The 21,421-nt window shown below is 36.9% G+C and carries 9 protein-coding genes; 7 read left to right on the forward strand and 2 right to left on the reverse strand.

The window, feature by feature from the left end:
* Positions 1 to 6: 6 nt before the first annotated feature.
* Both BUE24_RS21890 and BUE24_RS21895 read right to left on the reverse strand, forming a co-directional pair.
* Positions 7 to 2,055 carry a kojibiose hydrolase gene (locus BUE24_RS21890; RefSeq protein WP_073321323.1) on the reverse strand — a complete coding sequence of 683 codons (2,049 nt, stop codon included), beginning with the start codon at positions 2,053 to 2,055 and terminating at the stop codon, positions 7 to 9.
* A gap of 122 nt (positions 2,056 to 2,177) precedes the next feature.
* Positions 2,178 to 3,203 carry a LacI family DNA-binding transcriptional regulator gene (locus BUE24_RS21895; protein ID WP_084549654.1) on the reverse strand — a complete coding sequence of 342 codons (1,026 nt, stop codon included), beginning with the start codon at positions 3,201 to 3,203 and terminating at the stop codon, positions 2,178 to 2,180.
* 350 nt (positions 3,204 to 3,553) lie between these two features.
* On the opposite strand from BUE24_RS21895, the gene BUE24_RS21900 reads away from it, so the two are divergent.
* The 7 genes from BUE24_RS21900 to BUE24_RS21930 all read left to right on the forward strand — a co-directional run bounded on the left by BUE24_RS21900 (position 3,554) and on the right by BUE24_RS21930 (position 21,409).
* A complete protein-coding gene (locus tag BUE24_RS21900; protein WP_073321328.1) occupies positions 3,554 to 5,224 on the forward strand; it encodes a glycoside hydrolase family 13 protein in 1,671 nt (556 codons plus the stop codon).
* Positions 5,225 to 5,494: 270 nt separating this feature from the next.
* A complete protein-coding gene (locus BUE24_RS21905; protein ID WP_073321331.1) occupies positions 5,495 to 8,518 on the forward strand; it encodes a SusC/RagA family TonB-linked outer membrane protein in 3,024 nt (1,007 codons plus the stop codon).
* 12 nt (positions 8,519 to 8,530) lie between these two features.
* Positions 8,531 to 10,060 (forward strand): RagB/SusD family nutrient uptake outer membrane protein, encoded by a 1,530-nt coding sequence (locus BUE24_RS21910; protein ID WP_073321334.1) that lies wholly within the window; start codon positions 8,531 to 8,533, stop codon positions 10,058 to 10,060.
* 190 nt (positions 10,061 to 10,250) lie between these two features.
* The gene (locus BUE24_RS21915; protein ID WP_084549655.1) at positions 10,251 to 13,469 is read left to right on the forward strand and encodes a VCBS repeat-containing protein; all 3,219 of its coding nucleotides are present in this window, start codon (positions 10,251 to 10,253) and stop codon (positions 13,467 to 13,469) included.
* A complete protein-coding gene (locus BUE24_RS21920; protein WP_073321337.1) occupies positions 13,462 to 16,794 on the forward strand; it encodes a VCBS repeat-containing protein in 3,333 nt (1,110 codons plus the stop codon). Before BUE24_RS21915 ends, BUE24_RS21920 begins: the two co-directional genes overlap by 8 nt.
* Positions 16,795 to 16,827: 33 nt before the next feature.
* Complete coding sequence (locus tag BUE24_RS21925; RefSeq protein WP_073321340.1) at positions 16,828 to 20,085, forward strand: VCBS repeat-containing protein; 3,258 nt, start codon at positions 16,828 to 16,830, stop codon at positions 20,083 to 20,085.
* The gene (locus BUE24_RS21930; protein WP_073321343.1) at positions 20,051 to 21,409 is read left to right on the forward strand and encodes a vanadium-dependent haloperoxidase; all 1,359 of its coding nucleotides are present in this window, start codon (positions 20,051 to 20,053) and stop codon (positions 21,407 to 21,409) included. The genes BUE24_RS21925 and BUE24_RS21930 overlap by 35 nt, the downstream gene beginning before the upstream one ends.
* The last annotated feature ends 12 nt before the right edge of the window (positions 21,410 to 21,421 follow it).

Below are 21,421 nucleotides of genomic sequence, written 5' to 3' on the forward strand. Positions count from 1 at the left end.
TTAGATTTAGTCAATAACATAAGTTTTCTTATCAGGTCCAACACCAGTAAGTGTCAGTTTTTTCCACTGTTTTGGTAAAATTGGATTTTTCTGAATGATTCCTTCGTCGGTCAAATGAAGTCCTCCAAACCCAAAAATGACAGTTTGTAACATTCCTCCGGCACCCGTGGCAAAGTAAGGATTGTTGCTAGTTGCAGCTTCGGCCAAAGCACCAAACGGAGGTCTTTTGTTGGGTTCGTAGCTTCGTTTAAACAATCGAAATGCATTATCGGCGTCGCCCAAACGAGCATAGATAACCGCAAATACACTTTGCGCCATTGCTGGTCCTTCTTCTGCAAGCTTGGGTTCGTAATATTTTAAATCTTTAAGGATGGTTGCTTTATCACTGATAATATCCAATGGATATGACAGTAGGTTAACGTCTGCCTGTTTGATACGATCTCCATCATAAGTGCTGTGTTCTTTGGTTGTACCATCTTCAAATTTATGGATCACTATGTTCTTTGCAACCTTGCTCCATTCTGGATTTGAAGCCAAACCCAATTTGGTTGAGGCTTTTTGAGCATATTGTAAGCAGGTGATGGCAGATCCATTGGTAAATGCGTTATCATCTACGTTTGGAGCGAATTCATTTGCACCTACTACATTTTTGATGGTGTATGAGCCATCTGCATTAGGCGAAGATCGACTTACCCAATAATCAGCAACTTCTTTAAGTAATGGATATCCACGTTCTTTTAACCAAGTTTTATCTTTAGTAACGCGATAATAGTTCCAGAAAGCAATGCCTACATCTGCAGTTATATGATGTTCAAAAGTACCGGTAAGTGCCCATGCCGGAGTCGCTTCTTCTCCTGTATCATCACTTTCCCAAGGAAACATGGCACCTTTATATCCAAAATTAATGGCTTTTTTCTTGGCAATTTCCAGGCGGTCCGAGCGATAATTTACTAATGATCTTGCGATTCCCTGGTTTAGAACCAGCAATGGTGGATACATCCATAATTCGGTGTCCCAAAAAATATGACCGTTATAGTTTTGTGAGCTTAACCCCATTGGAGCAATACTCAGATTAGAATCTTCTCTAGAGAATGCATATAGATGGTATAAGGCCAAACGCACATCGAGTTGCGATTGCAGGTCACCTTCAATAATAATGTCTCCTTTCCATAGATCTTTCCAGCGGTTTTTGTGTTGTGCCAATAGATCTTTTTGTGGAGTAAGTAGATTAAAAATTACAAAACGCTCACTTTCGGTTTGTGGGTCATAAAAATCTTGCGTCGTACATTGTGCACCAGTCCAGGCAAATTGGTAGTTTTCTCCTTTTGTTATTTTCTTTTCAAACGATAATCTGTTGTCGTATTCAGATACTTTTTGATGAATTAATTTTGGTCGCTGGTGCTCTCTTGTAGAGTTGATCGCATGCCAAATAAAGGTTCCAGAAGAGGCTACGGTATGTCGGTTTAGTCTACTTTTTGCTACAGTTTGTAGTATGGGCATGGTGGTTTCAAGATCTTTCAGAATCCGAAAAGTACTATTTGGTGAGTTGTACTCTTCTGGAGTTTGGATTTTTCCAGTTACTTTTAGGTCAATATCTTCTGAGGCCTGTATCTCAACATCAATATATCCAGCATAGGGAACATTCTGAAGAGCATAGATGCTATACGAAATGGTGGCTAGGTTTTTATAGGTGAAAGAGGTTGTAAAACGAGCTTCTTTCATGTGTAGTGTTTGGGTCCAATTATCAATAACACTGTTATCAAGTAGTTGTCCGTTGATTTCTACCTCTAAATTTCCAAAGTTCATCCCTTGTAAAATTCTACTAACTCCAAGCGGAGATTCTTTGTCGTAAACGTTATTAAGGATAATCTGTTTTGTTTTGAAAATGTTGGAAGAAGGAAGGATTCCGATTCTACCGTTGGCGGCTACGATTCCGGTATAATTTTGTTGATTCGTAGTAGAAATTGACCATCCATTTTCTTGAGAAACAACAGCGGTACTTAAAATGATGAGAAATAGAAATGCTAGTAATCCTTTGACTTTTTGTGTGATCATAACAATAAACAATTTAAGTTAATAGTGATGTGCTATTTAAGGTGTTTTAATAGCATTAATCCCTACTTTAGAACTATGTTAGTATTGTTTATTAGCGTATTGTGGTAGTTAAATATATGGATTTATGTACTATCCCTCAAAACCAATTCGGTTTTTAATTTCACCACCTTTTTACGATGATTTTTGTCTACGGGTTCATTAAATTGCTGAATAAGTAACTCGGCTACCTTTTGTCCCATTTCAAAGCTGGGCTGCGCAATACAAGTCATTGATGGTACAAAAACTTCACCTAATCCTAAATCCCCAAAGCCAATCACTGCAACATCATCGGGGATACGATATCCCATTTTCAGCAATGTTTTCATGGTGAGTAAACCATAATTATCGGTACAGGTAAAAATGGCATCCGGAAACTCTGGTAAGTTACTTAAGAACTCGTTGATTTCTGTATCTTCAAATTCTCTATCCAAAGATTTACAATGTAGAATCAATTCGTCAAGAACTTCAATTTGATTTGCTTGCATGGCGTCTAAATACCCCTTGAAACGATCCTGAAAAACCTTTTTCTCCTTAATACCTCCAACAAAAGCGATTCGTTTTCTACCAGTTTTGATTAAATGTTCTACTGCTTCATAAGAAGCTTTATCGTCTTCAATTAGAACATGATCGGCTCCAGAAACTTCTTCCTTGATATTGTCAAATAAGACAACAGGAATACCTTTGCCAATGATACTTCTGATATGGGTAAATGTTTCGGTTTCATGAGTAGGAGATAGAATAATACCATCTACAATACCTCTCTCGTAGGAAATAAGATTTTCTCTTTCAAATTCAAAAGAGTTTCTGGAAGAACTAATAAGGATTTTATAGTTGTGTTCTCGGGCATAATGATCAATACCACGACAAACTTCAATAAAAAAAGGTTCGTCATATCTGGGTATGATGACTCCTATGATGTTGGTTTTACCAGAACTGAGACTTTTTGCAATCTGATTGGGCATATAGCCCATGGCCTCTGCGGTTTTGAAAACCTTCTCACGGGTACTCGGTTTTACTCTGGGATTTTTGTCCAGGGCTCTAGAAACCGTAGCTATAGAAATATTAAGCTTCCTAGCGATATCCTCAAGTTTTACCCGTCTTTTTTTCAAATTTATCTAAAATTACGTTAAAAAATTGTTATTAAAACATCAATTTCGCTAAAAATATGATAATACAAACGTTTGCATTTTTTTAAACCTATCGATTGTTTCTCAGTTATATGAATTGTTTAGTAATTTGTATTAGTCGTTATGATTTTTTGAGCAATTCATAATAATACCTACTAAAAAAAGTCATTTTTTTAATCAACTTTCCCCAAAATACTTCATGCTCAAGGTGCCATGCGGCTATGCTAATTTAGGATAAATAATGCTTAGTTCGAATTAAACATTGTTTAAAATGCAGTAGGAAAATCAAATATTTTGAAACCAACGATTTTACAATCTTAAAACCGAATTGCATGGAGCTTACTTGGTTCAAAAAAGGAACTATATATCAAATCTATCCCAGGAGTTTTAACGATAGCAACAATGATGGGATAGGAGATCTAAGAGGAATTATAGAAAAACTGGATTATTTAAAAAGTTTAGAAGTCGACATTTTATGGTTAAGTCCAATTTTTAAGTCTCCCAATGATGATAATGGTTACGATATCAGTGATTATTGTGATATCATGTCTGAATTTGGGACGATGGAAGATTTTGACGAACTATTGAAACAAACGCATCATCGCGGAATGCGATTGATTTTAGATTTGGTGGCCAATCACTGTTCCGACGAGCACCGTTGGTTTCAGGAAGCAAAAAAGTCGAAAGACAACCCTTATAGAGATTATTTTCATTGGAGAAAACCTGCTGCCAACGGTGGTCCACCCAACAACTGGAAGTCATTTTTTGGAGGAAGTGCATGGGAGTTAGATCCTTTATCCGGAGAGTATTACTTGCATTTGTTTACCAAAAAACAACCGGATCTGAATTGGGAGAATCCCAAGGTGCGAGAAGAGATTTATAATGCAATGCGATTTTGGTTGGACAAAGGTGTAGATGGTTTCAGAATGGATGTGATTCCGCTAATATCAAAAAGAGAAGGGTATCCTGATGCACCGAAGAAAGGATTCAGAAAAATAATTGAGGAGGTATATGCGAATGGACCTAGAGTGCATGAATACTTGAAAGAGATGAATACAAATGTGGTCAGTCAATATGATGCATTTTCATTAGCCGAAGGAGTTGGAATCAATCATGAAAATGCCGGATTGTATATCAATAAGGATAGAAAAGAGCTGGATATGCTATATCATTTTGATGTTTTAGAATGTACCATAGTAAACGGCAAGTTTGAAGAATCTTCAGTATTTAACTTGGTTAACCTGAAGAACATCTTTAAAAAATGGAGAGAAGCGGTTCACGAAAAAGGTTGGTTAGCAAACGCAATGGGCAATCATGATTTTGCACGAATGGTATCTCGTTTTGGAAACGATACCTCGTATTGGTCAGAATCGGCCAAGATGTTGCTCCTCATGCAAGCCACTCAAAATGGTAGTTTAAACATTTATCAAGGTGATGAAATAGGGATGACCAATATCGTTTTAGAATCTGTAGAAGATGTGAGAGATGTGCAGTCTTTGAATTTTTACAATGAAAATCTGGAGACAAAACGGTATTCTAACCGAGATGCTTTGGAAATGATCAACCGAGAAGGAAGAGATAATGCTAGAACACCAATACAATGGAGTGATGAAATAAACGGAGGGTTTTCTGCACATACACCATGGCTAAAGGCGAATCCAAATTATGCCGTGATTAATGTAGAAAAACAAGACAAGGATAAAGATTCAATATTAAATTTTTATCGAAAAGTATTAAAGACAAGAAAACAATACGATGTATTTGTTCATGGGGATTTTGAAGAACTGGAATTCAACAACCCCAATATCTATGCTTATAAAAAGAAAAGAGAAAATGAAGAAATTCTGGTAGCACTTAATTTTAGTGAAGAGGAGATTGAATTTAAATTCGATACAAGCGATGTTGCTTCAGAAATATTGATTAGTAATTACGAAAATTTAAATATAGAAAATAACCAAATGACACTGAAACCTTATCAGGGAGTGGTTTTGGAAATGAACTAAAAACAGACACCTATACTGTAGAAAGTGAAATTAGTTTTTGTTTGTTAGCGAAGAGGTCTCAGTATTGAGAACTTCTTGAAGGTGTAACAATGGAGGCATCAATATTTTTTGTAACTTAATAGTGTCCTAGACAGTATAATTGCAGAAATCAGTCAGAATGTGGTAATGAGGCTACGATGCCTCCCTTGTTACTTTAACTTATTTAGAAATAGTAATATTAACCATAAATCAATTATTAGGAACTTTCAAATTTAAATCAAACTCTATATTATGAAAAGTATGATACTTAAAAGGCTCATATTTCTGCTGATTTTTTTATCCGGGGGTATGATGTCTGCACAAATTACAGTTTCTGGGGTGGTTTCAGATGCCAATGGACCAATTCCGGGAATTAATGTTATCGTTAAAGGTACTAACCAGGGGGCCAGTACCGATTTTGACGGTAAATATACTATCGACAATGTTGCCGAAGATGCAATTATAGTCTTTAGTTACATTGGTTTCCGAACTCAGGAAGTTGCTGTTAACGGACAAACTACAATAAATGTTACCATGTCTGAAAATGCGGCAGAATTAGATGAAGTAGTGGTGGTTGGATATGGTAGTGTACGAAAAAGTGACGCAACAGGTGCCATAGATGCTATCCAGGCGGAGAAATTTAAAGAAGTGGCGGCAGCCTCTCCAGCTCAGCTCCTCAGAGGTAAGGTATCTGGGGTGCAGGTAACGACTGCAAGTGGTGAGCCAGGTGCCGGAGTAAATATTCGGGTACGTGGTAGTGCATCTCTTCGATCTGGGAATAATCCTTTGATTGTAATCGATGGGGTGCCTATTGATGGTGGAAACGTAAGTGCTGGAGGTGCCAGTCCTTTTGGTAGAACAGCACCAAGAAACCCATTAAACTTTATCAATCAGAATGATATCCAAAGTATAAACATCTTGAAAGATGCTTCTGCAACTGCAATCTACGGATCTAGAGGTGCTAATGGTGTTATTTTGATTACTACAAAAAAAGGTAGAAGTATAGAACCTTCGATTACTTTTAATACTTCTTTTGGAGTAAGTACATTGGCTAGAGATATCGATTTATTAAGTCCAGAGGCATTTGTTTCTACAGCACAAAACGATCCGAACATTACTGTGAACGATTTGGGAGGTAGATCATACGATTGGACAGATGTGATTCTAAGGGATGCCATCCAAGTAAATAACGATATTTCTATTTCACAAAATTCCGAAAGATCTAGTTATCGTCTTTCTTTGGGTGCCACATCTCAAGAAGGTATTGTTAAAGATACAGGCTTAGACAAGTACACAGTATCATTTAATTCTAATACCAAATATTACGATGATAAGCTTACTATCGATGTTAATGCCTTAGTAACTTCACTTAAAGATGAAGCTGAAGCTTTTGCTAGTGATGCTGGATTTACAGGAGATCTATTTTCTGCAGCCTTGCGTTGGAATCCAACTAGACCACTTTTTCAGCCAGATGGGAGTTATACGTTTGTAGATAACCAATCTAATTTGAATCCCCAAGAACTATTGGATTCCTATAAAGATTTTACAAACACTTTACGAATCTTAGGAAATGTTTCTGCTACCTTAAAATTAGGGCAGCATCTCGAATACAAATTCTTATTTGGTGTTGATCGTACCACTTCTGAACGTAAAAGTCAATTATTACCAACGTTCGACTTTCAGGACTTAGCGGTTACAGATCCTGATTCGGGAGAAGAAAGATTAGGTAGAGCAGATGTGAGTACAACAAATTCGTTCTCAAGAATTTTTGAAAACACACTTACCTACAGAAATACGTTTTGGAACGATTTGAATTTTAACGCCATACTGGGATATTCTTTTTACGATTATAATTTCGATGGAAACTCTGTTATCGCTAGAGGTTTTGTTGAGAGTCAGACAGATTTGATCAATAACTTAGAAGGAGCTGTGCAAACAGAAATTAGAATTGATGATCCCGATGATGGAAATAGGTTTAATGAAGTATTCAGAAATTCCTATGACGTTCAGTCGTTCTTTGGTAGAATTAATGGAGATTATAAACGATTATTATATACGGCAACCTTTAGGGTTGATGGATCCAGTAAATTTGGTGAAAACGAGCAATATGGATTTTTCCCTTCAGTTGGTTTAGGATATAAAGTATTTGAAGGAGAAGAAGGATTGTTGAATAACCTGAAAGTAAGAGGTAGCTGGGGTATCACCGGTAACCAGGAATTCCCGGTAAATTCGGCTGTAGAGATCGGAGAATTTACAGGAAACGGTGGTTTTGCAACGGTAACCGCAGCAAATCCAGATCTTAAATGGGAGGAAACTACTTCTTTTGGAATTGGTGTTGATTTCTCTGCTTTTTCAGATAAATTATCAGGTTCGATAGATTATTTTACTCGAGAAACTGAAAATTTATTATTCATCAAAACACTCGAGGCTAACCAACCAGGACCAAGTGTACGACAGTTTATTAATCTTGATGGTACTCTAGATAATTCGGGTCTTGAACTTTCTTTGAATTATAACGTGTATCAAAGTGAAAACTTGAGTTTTGATATTAGTGCAAATGCCGCATTCTTAGGAAACGAAGTAAATATCCCAGGAATTTTTGAGCCAACCGGTTTTGTAAACGGTCAGGGATTATCAGGAGCCTTTACTCAGGTGATCGCTACAGGAGAGGATTTATATAATTATTTCTTGTTAGATTTTAGAGGTTTTGATGAGAATGGAGTAAGTTTATATACAGGGCCAGATGGTACTCCGGTATCAGATGGTACAGCAGTACCTGTCCTTATTGATGCACAACCATTACCCACAGTAAATTTTGGTTTTAGTACTAATCTTTCTTACAAAAATTGGGATTTTAATACCACATGGTACGGGGTAGCAGGAAATTATATTTATAACAATACAACCAATGCGCTTTTCTCTAGAGGAGTTTTTAACGCAGGGAATAACGTTCCTGGAGATATTGCTAACACAGATCAGGCAGTAGGTGATCCATTGGCAGCATCTACTCGATTTTTGGAGAAAGGGGATTTTTTAAGATTGTCTAACGTAACTATAGGATACAATTTTAATGATGCAATACTGGAAACCTTGAAATTGAAATCAGCTAGAATCTACGCAACGGGCTCTAACTTATTCGTAATTACAAGCTATTCCGGGTTTGATCCAGAAGTTGATGCAGCTACTGCATTTGGAAGAGTTTCTCAATTTGGGGTAGATTATTTATCCTACCCTAGGTCGACTAACTTTAGTTTAGGTTTAAGTGTTTCTTTTTAAAAAATGATTGTCATGAAAAATAGAAAGTTGTTATTTATAGCTATGATTATATCGGCAGGTATGATATGTAGCTGTACGGATTTGGATGCCGAGATTTTGGACGGTGTCGAGATCACAAATGATGGAAGTGGGAGTTCTATTCCGGTAGAATCCCAATTGCAGACAGCCTACCAGGGCTTACGAACGTATCAGGACCAGGCAAGATCACATATCGTTTCAGAACATACATCTGATGCTATAGTGGGGCCTACACGAGGAGGTGACTGGGATGATAATGGGGTGTGGAGACAATTACACGTACATACCTGGAACCCTTTGAATGGATTTATTAGAGATTCATGGAATGATATTTTATCTGGAGTTTTTAATGCAAATCAAGTATTAGAAAATAACCCATCTCCTCAACAAGCTGCCGAGGCCAGATTGATTCGGTCATACCATTACTATTTTGTGTTAGATATGTTCGGGATTATGCCGTTTAGAGAGTTAGGGAGTCCACTTACCCAGGAACCTACATTTTTTGAAAGAGCAGAAGGAACGCAGTTTGTAATCGATGAATTAGAAAGTATTATCAACGATTTGCCGGATCGTATGGATCCTACAGTAGCTAACAAAGATGCAGCACGGTTTTTACTGGCAAAGCTATATTTAAACAAAGCGGTATTTATGGCTGATAATCCAGCTGGTCCTTACACTTTTGATGCTGGTGATATGAATGCGGTTATTCAAAATGTAGATGCAATGACCAATACTTTGGCAACAGATTATTGGGATAATTTTGTTCCTAATAACTCTGAAATTTCTCCTGAAATCGTTTTTGCATCTAGAAATATACAAGGTGGAGATGGTGGAAATGTACAATCCAGATGGAGAATGGGGAACCACTATAACCAAAGCCCTGATGGGTGGAATGGTTTTACTACCCTGGCAGAGTACTACGATCGATTTGATCCAAATGATATCAGGATCAACAACCCAGATGCTGATGCATTAACTAATAGTGGGTATAATTTAGGATTCCAGATTGGGCAGCAATATGGCCCTGGAGGACCAGGCGTAGGAACAGCGCTAGAGGATAGAAATGGAAACCCTCTGGTATTTACCAAAGAGATTTCTCTACTTACCGAAGGAAGTACATTAGAAACAGCTGGTGTTCGTGGAGTAAAGTATAAGCCAGACTATGATAATATTGGTAGTCCTGATAATGACTATGTATTAGCAAGATACTCTGATGCGTTATTAATGAAAGCAGAGGCAATAGCAAGAGGAGGAACACCAACAGGTGGAGATACGGCAGAATCTATTGTGAACGCTATTAGAGCAAGAGCATCTCAAGCAGCAATCACAGGATCTCTTGATGATATTTATGCAGAAAGAGGTAGAGAGCTTTGGTGGGAAGGATGGAGACGTAATGATATGGTCAGATTTGGTACCTATTTGAATGCAAAAGAATTAAAATCATTCGAGTCCGGACCAGAAAGAGTGTTATTCTCAATTCCGGCGGGAGCATTATCAACATTCCCTCAAAATCCTGGATATTAGATTTTTAAGTGAATTTATATGAATTAGAAACGGAGCCCTTCAGTTTTGAGGGGCTCTGCTAATTCGTATTTTTATAGTTTTAAGAACTTAAGTGATTTATAACCTTAGATATCGTATACTTACTCTTGTATTTCTCTTCGCTACCTTGATTTGTTGTAAGAAGGAGAAAAAGTCCTATCTCTTCAAAAACATGTTGAGCGCCGACACTGGAATTACATTTCAGAATACATTGAAAGACTCCAAAGATTTGAATATCCTCACCTATCTTTATTATTACAATGGAGCGGGTGTTGCTGTAGGGGATTTTAATAACGATGGTTGGGAAGACCTATACTTCGTTGCTAATCAAGGCAAGAATCAACTATATCTTAATCGGCAAAACTTTCAGTTTAAAGAAGCGACTCCAAGAGTTCTAGAGGACAATGAGGGCTGGTCTACAGGGGTTACCATTGTGGATATCAATAGTGATGGACTTAAAGATATTTATTTATGTAAAGTTGGGAAATACCGAACGATAAAAGGAAGAAATAAGTTATTTGTCAATAAAGGACTTGATCCAGAGGGTAAGGTAATTTTTGAAGAAGAAGCCAAAAAATATAACCTGGATATTGTTGGGTTTTCTACGCAAGCTAGTTTTTTTGATTATGATCTTGATGGAGACCTGGATATGTATTTGTTGAACCATTCTGTACATCCCAATAGAACTTACGGAAGAGGTAGTAAACGAAACCAAATAGATTCACTCTCTGGAGATCGGTTGTATAGAAATGATCAAGGTGTTTTTACCGATGTTTCCCAGGAAACAGGTATTTTTCAGGGGGCTATAGGCTATGGTTTAGGTATAGCAACTAGTGATGTCAATAATGATGGTTATCCAGATATATACGTAGGGAATGATTTTTTTGAAAATGATTATTTATATATTAATCAGAAGGATGGGACTTTTAAAGAAATAATTTCTTCAAACCAAAAGAAACTTCAGCATACTTCTCACTTTTCTATGGGTGTAGATATCGGTGATATTAATAATGATGGTCTTCCTGATATTTTATCGTTGGATATGCTCCCCGAGAATCTAGAAACCTATAAATCTTCAGGTACCGAATACAATTACACTACCTACAATCAGTATCTTAAAAATGGGTATCAACCACAATATATGCAAAATGCATTGCAACTAAATCGAGGAGACGCTAATTTTAGCGAAGTCGCTTTTTTTTCTGGAGTTGCAGCCACAGAATGGAGTTGGGCTCCGCTTATTGCGGATTATGATAATGACGGGTACAAAGACATCTTCATTTCCAACGGGATCAAGGGAGCAACCAATGATATGGATTTTATCAGTTTTATTGCTAATGAAAAGATCCAAGAAAGGATCAATCAAGGAATGACCAAAGAAGATCTATCGTTGATCAAGGAGCTACCCAGCAAGAAAACTTCCAACTATTTTTATCAGAATAAAGGAGATCTCACTTTCGAAAAAACGTCTGATGTTTGGGCAGAAAACCCTCCTTCATACAGTAATGGAGCGGTTTATGCAGATTTGGATAATGATGGAGATTTGGATATGGTGATTAATAATGTAAATGAATCTGCTTTTGTGTATGCTAATACCTCCTTAGAAAAAACAAATCATAATTACTTGAAAATCCAACTCAAAGGGGCAAAGCATAATTTAGATGCTATAGGAACCAAAGTGATCTTGTTTGTTGAAGGAAAAATGCAACATACCGAAGTTTTTACAACCAAAGGCTATTTGTCGGCAGTATCTCCAATTTTGCATTTTGGGCTGGGACAAAATACAACTGTAGATTCCTTACAAGTTCATTGGCCAGGGGGTAATAGATCTACTCTTCAAAAGATAATGGCAAATCAAACACTAGTTATAAACAAGAATGATACTCTACTTAGTGATTCAAGTATTAGTGAAACTCAAGGAGAACAAGAGCGCGATTTGGGAGGTGTCAAATTCAAACATCAAGATTTTGAAACCAAGGATTTTAGTATAGAGCCTTTGGCGCCATACGCATTTTCTAACGAGGGACCTCATATTGCCATAACAGATGTAAATAGCGATGGACGCAAGGATTTTGTCGTTTCTGGAGGAAAACTACAATCTACCTCCCTCTTTTTACAATCTGTAGACGGAGATTTTATAAAAAGTAGGTTACCATCCCTCGAGATTGACCAACAATATGAAGATGTACAACAGTGCTTTTTGGATGCAGATCAAGACGGAGATCAGGATCTAATTACCGTATTTGGAGGAAACGAAAACTATTCCGGATATCAAAGTCCACCAGCTTTGTATATCAATGATAGGGGCATCTTCACTAAAAGTGAAAATTCATTAGTAGATCATACTATCAATGCATCTGTGGTAATATCCGCAGATATTGATAATGATGGAGATTTGGATCTCTTTGTTGGTAGTAATAGTATTCCTGGTAAATATGGAGTTACTCCAAAACAATATATTTTTAAGAATGATGGTAAGGGAGTTTTTGAGGAGCAGACAGCCACTGTTGCTATAGAATTATTTACCATAGGCCAGGTGACCGATGCGGCTTTTATAGATCTTAATAATGATGATTTTGAAGACTTGATTTTGGTTGGACATTATATGCCAATTACGATATTGATGAATGATGGAAAAGGCAATTTCAAAAAAGAAGAGAACAATTCCCTGAAACATACCAATGGTTGGTGGAATTGCCTAATCGTTCAGGATATGGATAAGGATGGGGATGTCGATATCATTGCGGGTAATTGGGGACTTAATACCCGACTTACTGCTTCGGTTGAAGAGCCACTGCGTTTGTATTTGAATGATTTTGATAAAAACGGAAAAAAAGATCCTATTGTTACCTATTTTTATAAAGGAAAAGAAACACCAATAGCAACCAAAGATGAACTATCAAAACAAATTCCAGTTCTAAACAAGAAATTCTTGTCGTATACTACTTTTGCAAAGGCAGATTTCAAAGATTATTTTTCGGCTTCGGCAATTGAAGAAGCTGAAGTCAAGCAGGTTTTTACACTGGCTACAATTTATTTTGAAAATAAGGGGAATCGCAATTTTGAAGCGCATGAGTTACCATGGGAAGCACAAATATCTTCGGTGCATGCCATGCATGTTCTTGATATAAATCAGGATGAATATCCAGATATTGCACTGGGAGGTAATACATATGAAGTAAATACTCAATTAAGTCGGTTAGACGCCTCTTACGGTTCTGTACTATTGAATACTCAAAAAGGAACTTTTGAGGTTGGGAATAAACCAAAATTGAATATAAAAGGAGCAATAAGATCTATACAATCTATCGATGTCAACCAAGAAAAATATCTCTTGTTTGGAATCAATAATGATAGCCTTCAATTAATAAAAATAACAACCAATGAATAAAATAGTATATAGCTGCCTATTAGTATCTATGGTTTTGGGCTCTTGTAAAAAGGAAAAAATAAACACCAAAACCAAAATAGATCAGGAGCCTTTGTTTACCAAAGTTACGGCTGCAACATCTAATATTCATTTTGGGAATACCGTAGAAAGTCAGAAAGACTTTAACATTTTCACCTATAGAAACTATTTCAATGGAGGAGGTGTAGCCATCGGAGATATTAATAATGATGGATTACCAGATGTATATCTTACCGCAAATCAAGGAGAAAACAAACTCTATCTCAATAAAGGAAATTTTAAGTTCGAAGACATTTCCAAATCCTCAAAAACTACAGGTAAGAACTCATGGTCTACTGGGGTAGTTATGGTAGATATCAATGCCGATGGTTTTTTGGATATTTATGTTTGCAATGCGGGAAATGTAAAAGGAGATGATCAAAAAAATGAACTTTTTATCAATAATGGACCTTCGGCAGATTCGGGAATCATTACGTTTACTGAGAAGGCGGAAGAATACAATTTAGCCGATAGTGGTTTTACAACACATGCAGGATTTTTTGACTACGATCAAGATGGGGATCTGGATGCTTACATTTTGAACAATAGTTTTATCCCGGTAAGTAGTTTGGGATTTACCAACAAAAGAGATTTACGGGCAAAAGACTGGAATATTCCCGAGATCCTTAAAGGAGGTGGAGATAAATTATTACGTAATGATAATGGAGTTTTTACCGATGTAAGCGAGGAGGCGGGGATTTATGGAAGCCTAATTGGATTTGGGTTAGGGGTTACTATCGGGGATGTAAATCAAGATTTGTTGCCTGATATCTATGTTTCTAATGATTTTTATGAGAGGGATTACCTGTATATTAACAATGGAGATGGCACTTTTCGGGAAGAAGTAAAAAAGTGGATTGAACACTTAAGTCTATCCTCAATGGGGGCAGATATGGCGGATATCAACAATGATGGTCTTCCAGAGATTTTTGTTACTGATATGCTGCCAGAAAAAGATCAACGGCTCAAAGAGACCACATCTTTTGAGAATTATGATATCTATCAACTCAAGAAAAGTAGAGACTTCTATAACCAATACATGCAGAATTCATTGCAGCTCAATAATGGAAATGGTTCGTTTTCTGAAATTTCCTTTTACAGTGGTGTAGCAGAAACCGATTGGAGCTGGGGAGCATTACTCTTTGATATGGATAATGATGGTTATAAGGATATTTATGTGAGTAATGGTATTTATCACGATTTAACGGATCAGGATTTTATGAACTTTTTTGCTAATGATATCATTCAAAAAATGACTCTTACCGGCAAAAAAGAAGAGGTAGATTCCATCATTAATAGAATGCCTTCTACTCCAATTTCGAATTACGCTTTCAAAAACAATGGAGATTTAACATTTGACAATGCTACTAAAACTTGGGGTTTTGAGGAACCTACATTTTCTAACGGTGCTGCTTATGCTGATTTGGATAATGATGGAGATCTGGATCTTATTGTAAATAATTTTAATATGCCGGTCTCGGTATATCAAAATAAAAGCGAGCGGTTAGGAAACAATTTTGTGAGAGTGCAAATTAAGGGTAAAGATAAAAACACCTTTGCCATTGGGAGCGTCGTAGAAATTTATGCAAATTATGAGATTATCAGACAGGAGCTCGTTCCCACAAGAGGGTTTCAATCTTCTACAGAGTATATTATGACTATTGGAATCGGAAAGATCAATAACATAGATTCAGTCAAGGTGATATTTCCTAATCAACAGACCCAAAGTATCAGTAGTGTTAATGTCAATACATTATTGCAATTTGATCAGGAAGTGGGAAAGGAAAGAGATAAAATATTTTCAGAAAACCAGGTAGTTTATTTTGAGGAGGTTACCGTAGGTTTACAACCTCATAAGGAAGATCCTTATGTAGATTTTGATTATGAAGGATTGATCTATAAAATGCAATCACGAGAAGGTCCCGCTATAGCCATTGGTGATGTGAATGGTGATGGAAATGAAGATGTTTTTGTTGGAGGAGCCTTCAAACAATCTGGTAGATTGTATTTGCAACAAGATAATGGAAAAGTAGTAGCGTCCTCTTTTGAAACAGAGGAAGTTTTTGAGGATACAGCTGCGGCATTTCTTGATATTGATGCCGACGGTGATTTGGATTTGGTTCTGGGGTCTGGAGGAAATTTTAAAGGCGCAAGAACCGGAGTTCGGTTTTATACCAATGATGGGAAGGGGAATTTTTCTCGAGGAAAGATAGTTGCTGCTACCAATGCCAATGTATCGACTATTGCTTCGTATGATTATGATCAGGATGGTGATATAGATTTGTTTGTAGGGTGCTTAAATGTGGTAGGTGTATATGGAGTTTCTCCTCAGAGTCTATTATTAGAAAATGTAGGTAACGGTAATTTTAAGGATATAGTGCTTACCCATGCTCCAGAAATCAGAGAAATAGGGATGGTCACAGAGGCGATCTGGAAAGATGTGGACGGTGATGAACTAAAAGATTTGATTTTGGTAGGAGAATGGATGTCACCCAAAATTTTTAAGAACGCCAAAGGAAAACTAAAGTATCAGGACAATAACCTAAATAGGATCTCGGGTTGGTTTAATACTGTTAAAGCAGAAGATTTGGATAATGATGGAGATATTGATTTGGTGTTGGGGAATCGTGGTCTCAATGCCAAATACAAAGCCACCGAGCAACACCCGATGAGGTTATATGTTAACGATTTTGATAACAATGGTACTGTAGAACAAATAGTGACGCAACATATTGCTTCTAGAGATGTTCCTATACAGCTCAAAAAGGAGATAACGGCACAAATCAACTCCTTGAAAAAACAGAATATTAAGTTTTCAGAATATGCCAAAAAATCAATCAAAGATTTATTTCCGAAAGAAGTTCTGGAAAACACTATCGTTAAAGAAGTGAATACCTTTTCTAGCCTTATCGCTTATAACGATGGTAAGGGCAATTTTGAATTTGTACATTTACCACAAGTAGCACAGTTATCGTGTATCAATGCAATAGAAACTATAGATATTAATGAGGATGGAGTTCTGGATCTGGTGTTAGGAGGTAATAACTATAATTTTAAACCTCAATATTCCCGACTAGATGCGAGTAGAGGAATTGTCTTGTTAAGTACAGGAAAACAAAGTTACAAACCGATTTCATCTTCCGGTTTTTTGGTAGAAGGAGAGATCAAAAATCTGAATTGGATGTCCAATAAGACTGGAAACAAATATTTAATTTCTGGGATTAATAATGAAACTCCAAGAATGTTTAAACTCAAAAATAAGGAATGAGCATAGTGGTTTAGTTCATTCATCTTACTAGTAATGATCAAAAGAGTTTTAATACTAATTGCAATAAGCTTGTTTTCCTGTAAAAAAACAGAAAATAAAAGTACCTTATTTCAGAAAGTTTCTTCAGAAATCAGTGGAGTTACCTTTCAAAATACACTACAAAATACCCAAAACCTCAATATACTAGACTACTTATATTTCTATAACGGCGGAGGAGTAGCCGTTGGAGATATTGATAATGATGGTTGGGTTGACGTTTTTTTTACCGCGAACCAGGGAGAAAATAAACTATATAAAAACAAAGGGAATTTTGAATTTGAAGACATTACCGAGCAGGCAGGTGTAGCAGGACAATCCGATTGGAATACTGGAACGGTAATGGCCGATGCAAATGGAGATGGATTTTTGGATATTTATGTGTGTGCCGTGGTCGGTATTCAAGGGTTAGAAGGAGGTAATGAATTATTTATTAATAATGGAGATGGTACTTTTACCGAAAAGGGAGAACAATACCGAGTAAACTTTAAGAATTACAGTACTAGCACTGCATTTTTTGATTATGATAATGATGGAGATCTGGATATGTACTTGCTCAATCATGCGGTGCATACACAACATTCATTTGGAAAAGCAGCTATCAGAAACCAAAGAGATGATCGTAGTGGAGATAAATTACTACGAAATGATGGCGACGTTTTTGTAGATGTAAGCGAAAGTGCCGGGATTTTTGGAGGACCCAATGGATATGGACTGGGAATTGCTACGGCAGATTTTAATAACGATGGATATACGGATATTTATATAAGTAACGATTTTCATGAGGATGATTATTATTACCTGAATAATCAGAACGGGACCTTCTCTGAAGTTTTAAAAGAAAAGATGGGGCATACCAGTCGGTTTTCGATGGGGAGTGATGTTGCAGATATCAATCACGACGGATATATAGATATCATGACCTTGGATATGATCCCCAAAGAAGAGAAAGTACTCAAAGCCTCTGCCGGGGACGAAACTGTGGACATGTTGGAGATGAGAACGAATCAATTGGGGTATCATTACCAGTATGCACGTAATATGTTGCACATCAATAACGAAGGAAAGTTCTTTTCTGAAACTGCTTTGTTAAGTGGAGTGGCAGAAAGTGATTGGAGTTGGTCCGCTCTCTTTGCAGATTATAATCAGGACGGAGAGCAAGATATCTTTATCTCAAATGGAATCCCGAAACGTCCTAATGATTTGGATTATATCCGGTACATATCCAATGATCAAATCAAGGAAAAAATAACAAAGACCAAGCTGATTGATCAGGAAGCATTAGATATTATGCCCCCGGGAATAGTACAAAATATGATGTTCCAGGGTATAGGAGATATTCAATTCAAAGATCAATCTTTAGGGTGGTTACCAAAAGATACTATGATCTCAAACGGGAGTGCATATGCCGATTTTGATAACGATGGAGATCTAGATATCGTAACGAATAATAGTGGAACTCAAGCCACTTTTTATAAGAATACCGTGGATACTACATCCAATTACTTGAAACTAAAACTTCAATATAAAAAATCAAATCTATTCGGTATCGGGGCCAAAGTCATTTCTTATCATCAAGGGGTTCCTCAATATCGACAAATGTATACCAGCAAAGGGTTTCAATCTTCTTCTGAAGCTATGATTCATTTTGGATATGGAAAAACAAAGTATGTGGATTCCCTGAAGATCATTTGGCCAGACCATACCATACAGATGGCGGAACGCATTAAAACCAATCAAACACTTACTATCCGATTATTAAACAAAAGAAATACGGTTGACTATAAGACAATCTTTCCAAATTCTAAAGGTTGGTTTTCAAAGGTGGATAGTATCCCTGGGTTTGACTTTGAGCATAGAGAGAATAATTATGTGGATTTCAATGGACAGAAACTGATTCCCTACAAAGTATCGGATAAAGGACCAGCCACTGCGGTAGGAGACCTCAATAATGACGGTAAGGAAGATATTTTTTTTGGAAGCTCTAGAAATAGTCCTTCTCAGCTATTTATACAAACCAACACTGGCTTTGAAAAAGTACAAACAACAATTGAAACTGATAAAATTGCAGAAGATGTAGCAGCGGTCATCACGAATTTGGATGATAATAAAACGAATGATCTTTTGGTAGCTTCTTCGGATGGAGAGGTTTTTGGCCCTTCCAAAAGAGTATTGGATCGGCGTTATTTCTATATCGACAAAGGAATACAGAAAACTGATTTTCCTGAATTGTTTAATCATACCTCTGTAATACAACCCGGTGATCCAGATAATGATGGAGATCAAGACCTTTTTGTTGGAGGATATGTAGTGCCAGGGGATTTTGGTAAAATTCCAAGCTCTTATATTCTTAAAAATGAGAAGGGGAGTTTTAAAAAACAGGAACATGAATTGTTAGAAAGCGTAGGTATGGTCACTGATGCTATTTGGACAGATTTTGATGGAGATAACAACAAAGACTTAATTGTGGTTGGTGAGTGGATGTCACCTACATTTTTTAAGAATGATAATGGAAAGTTAGTAGATGCTACGACATCGGTGTCCAAAACAAAATTAAATGGACTATGGCAGTCTATTGAAGCTTTTGATATAGATGATGATGGAGATTTGGATTATATTTTAGGTAATTGGGGATTGAATACAAAATTCAAAGCCTCAGCAGATACCCCTTTACGGATGTATTACGATGACTTTGATGACAACCAAAAAACAGAGACTATCGTGGCAATCCCTAGAGAAGGGAAATATTATACCGCTCTAGGACTAGACGAATTATCTGCCCAACTTAATTTTTTACGAAAAAAATTTACTACCTATGCATCGTTTGCAGGAAAAACAGTTGATGAGATTTTTGATGAAGAACAATTGAGTAATGCTACTCTGTTTGAGGTGCATCAATTGGCATCGGGATATTTGAAAAATGAAGGAGGAACCTTTACATTCGTGCCGTTTAGTAATGAATTACAAATAGCACCGATCACATCGATGTTAACACACGATTTTGACAAAGATGGTAAAGAAGAAGTGCTGCTAGCCGGGAACTATTTTGGAGTTACGCCATACCATGGAAGATTTGACGGTTTTGGAGGCGCATTGCTTCAAAAAAAAGGTAAGATTTTGGAAGCAAATGAGCTCCATATTAACCTTGCTCAAAAGGCGGTAGTAGCGAGTAATATCATTAATTTTGCAAATAAGGAATATTTGATAATTACAGTAAATAATGGAAAAGCAGAAATTTATGCGATTCATCAATAAACCATATAGATTACTAGCTGTTTTAGGGACGGTTTTGAGTTTCATCTCTTGTCAGCAACCCGAAGAAATTGAAATCTCTGCAGATCATTATCATACTGCCATAGATAACCTGACGGCAGTAATGGTACATGATATATTCTCACCTCCTGTTGCTAGTAGAATATACAATTATCCTAATATAGCGGCCTACGAAATCATAGCGCAAGGAAATCAAGAATATAACACCTTATCAGGGCAGTTACATGATCTTAAACCTATACCGGTTGCCGATACCACTAGCGGAATTAATTTTAGACTGGCAGCATTGATTGCTTATCTGGAGGTAGGAAAGACATTGGTTTTTTCTGAACACCGAATAGCATCTTACCAGGATAGTTTGTATGGGGTTTGGGAAAAGAAAAATGCAAAAAGTTACGGTGCTTCCAAAACTTATGGATTACAAGTTGCGGCGCATATCAAAGAGTGGTTATCCAAGGATAATTATGCGCAGACCAGAACAATGCCTAAGTTTTCTGTAAATACTGAAGATCCATCCAGATGGCAGCCAACACCACCTGACTATATGGATGGGATCGAACCACATTGGAGAGAAATCAGGCCTTCAATCATTGATTCGGCTTCTCAATTTACACCTTCTAGACACCCGGATTTCTCCTTAGAAAAAGAATCACCTTTTTACAAAGAACTTTTAGAAACCTATGAGGTGGGGGTAGCCATAAAAGAAGAAGGAGAAAGCTCAGAAAGAATTCAAATCGCTCGGTTTTGGGATTGTAACCCTTATGTGTCTACGCACAAAGGCCACTTGATGTTTGCCACCAAGAAGATAACTCCGGGAGCACACTGGATTGGGATATGCAAGATTGCCACCAGAAAAACAAATTCGGATTTTGAAAAGACAGTATATGCGTATACCAAAACTTCGATAGCCATAGCTGATGCTTTTATAAGCTGTTGGGATGAAAAATATCGAAGTAATTTAATTCGTCCAGAAACGCTAATCAATCAGCATATTGATGAGAATTGGGAGCCTGTTTTACAAACACCTCCGTTTCCAGAATATACTAGTGGACATTCTGTAGTTTCTGGTGCTGCTTCTACGGTACTCACAGAGATTTTTGGTGATGATTTTGCTTTTAATGATGATACCGAAATACCCTATGGTTTACCTATTAGGTCTTTCTTGTCTTTTAATAAAGCGGCAGAAGAAGCAGCTATTAGTAGATTGTATGGCGGGATACATTATCGGGCAGCTATAGATCTAGGTTTGGAACAAGGACGTAATTTAGGTAGTTTTGTGATCGCAAAACTTGAAATGAAAAAGTAATTTTTAGGAAAA

The organism is Aquimarina spongiae (assembly GCF_900141785.1).
In the GTDB taxonomy this organism is placed as follows: domain Bacteria; phylum Bacteroidota; class Bacteroidia; order Flavobacteriales; family Flavobacteriaceae; genus Aquimarina; species Aquimarina spongiae.

Coding starts and splice junctions, on each gene's coding strand:
- BUE24_RS21890 (WP_073321323.1), bottom strand. CDS start 2,055: ATGATCACACAAAAAGTCAAAGGATTACTAGCATTTCTATTTCTCATC.
- BUE24_RS21900 (WP_073321328.1), top strand. CDS start 3,554: ATGGAGCTTACTTGGTTCAAAAAAGGAACTATATATCAAATCTATCCC.
- BUE24_RS21905 (WP_073321331.1), top strand. CDS start 5,495: ATGAAAAGTATGATACTTAAAAGGCTCATATTTCTGCTGATTTTTTTA.
- BUE24_RS21910 (WP_073321334.1), top strand. CDS start 8,531: ATGAAAAATAGAAAGTTGTTATTTATAGCTATGATTATATCGGCAGGT.
- BUE24_RS21915 (WP_084549655.1), top strand. CDS start 10,251: ATGTTGAGCGCCGACACTGGAATTACATTTCAGAATACATTGAAAGAC.
- BUE24_RS21920 (WP_073321337.1), top strand. CDS start 13,462: ATGAATAAAATAGTATATAGCTGCCTATTAGTATCTATGGTTTTGGGC.
- BUE24_RS21925 (WP_073321340.1), top strand. CDS start 16,828: ATGATCAAAAGAGTTTTAATACTAATTGCAATAAGCTTGTTTTCCTGT.
- BUE24_RS21930 (WP_073321343.1), top strand. CDS start 20,051: ATGGAAAAGCAGAAATTTATGCGATTCATCAATAAACCATATAGATTA.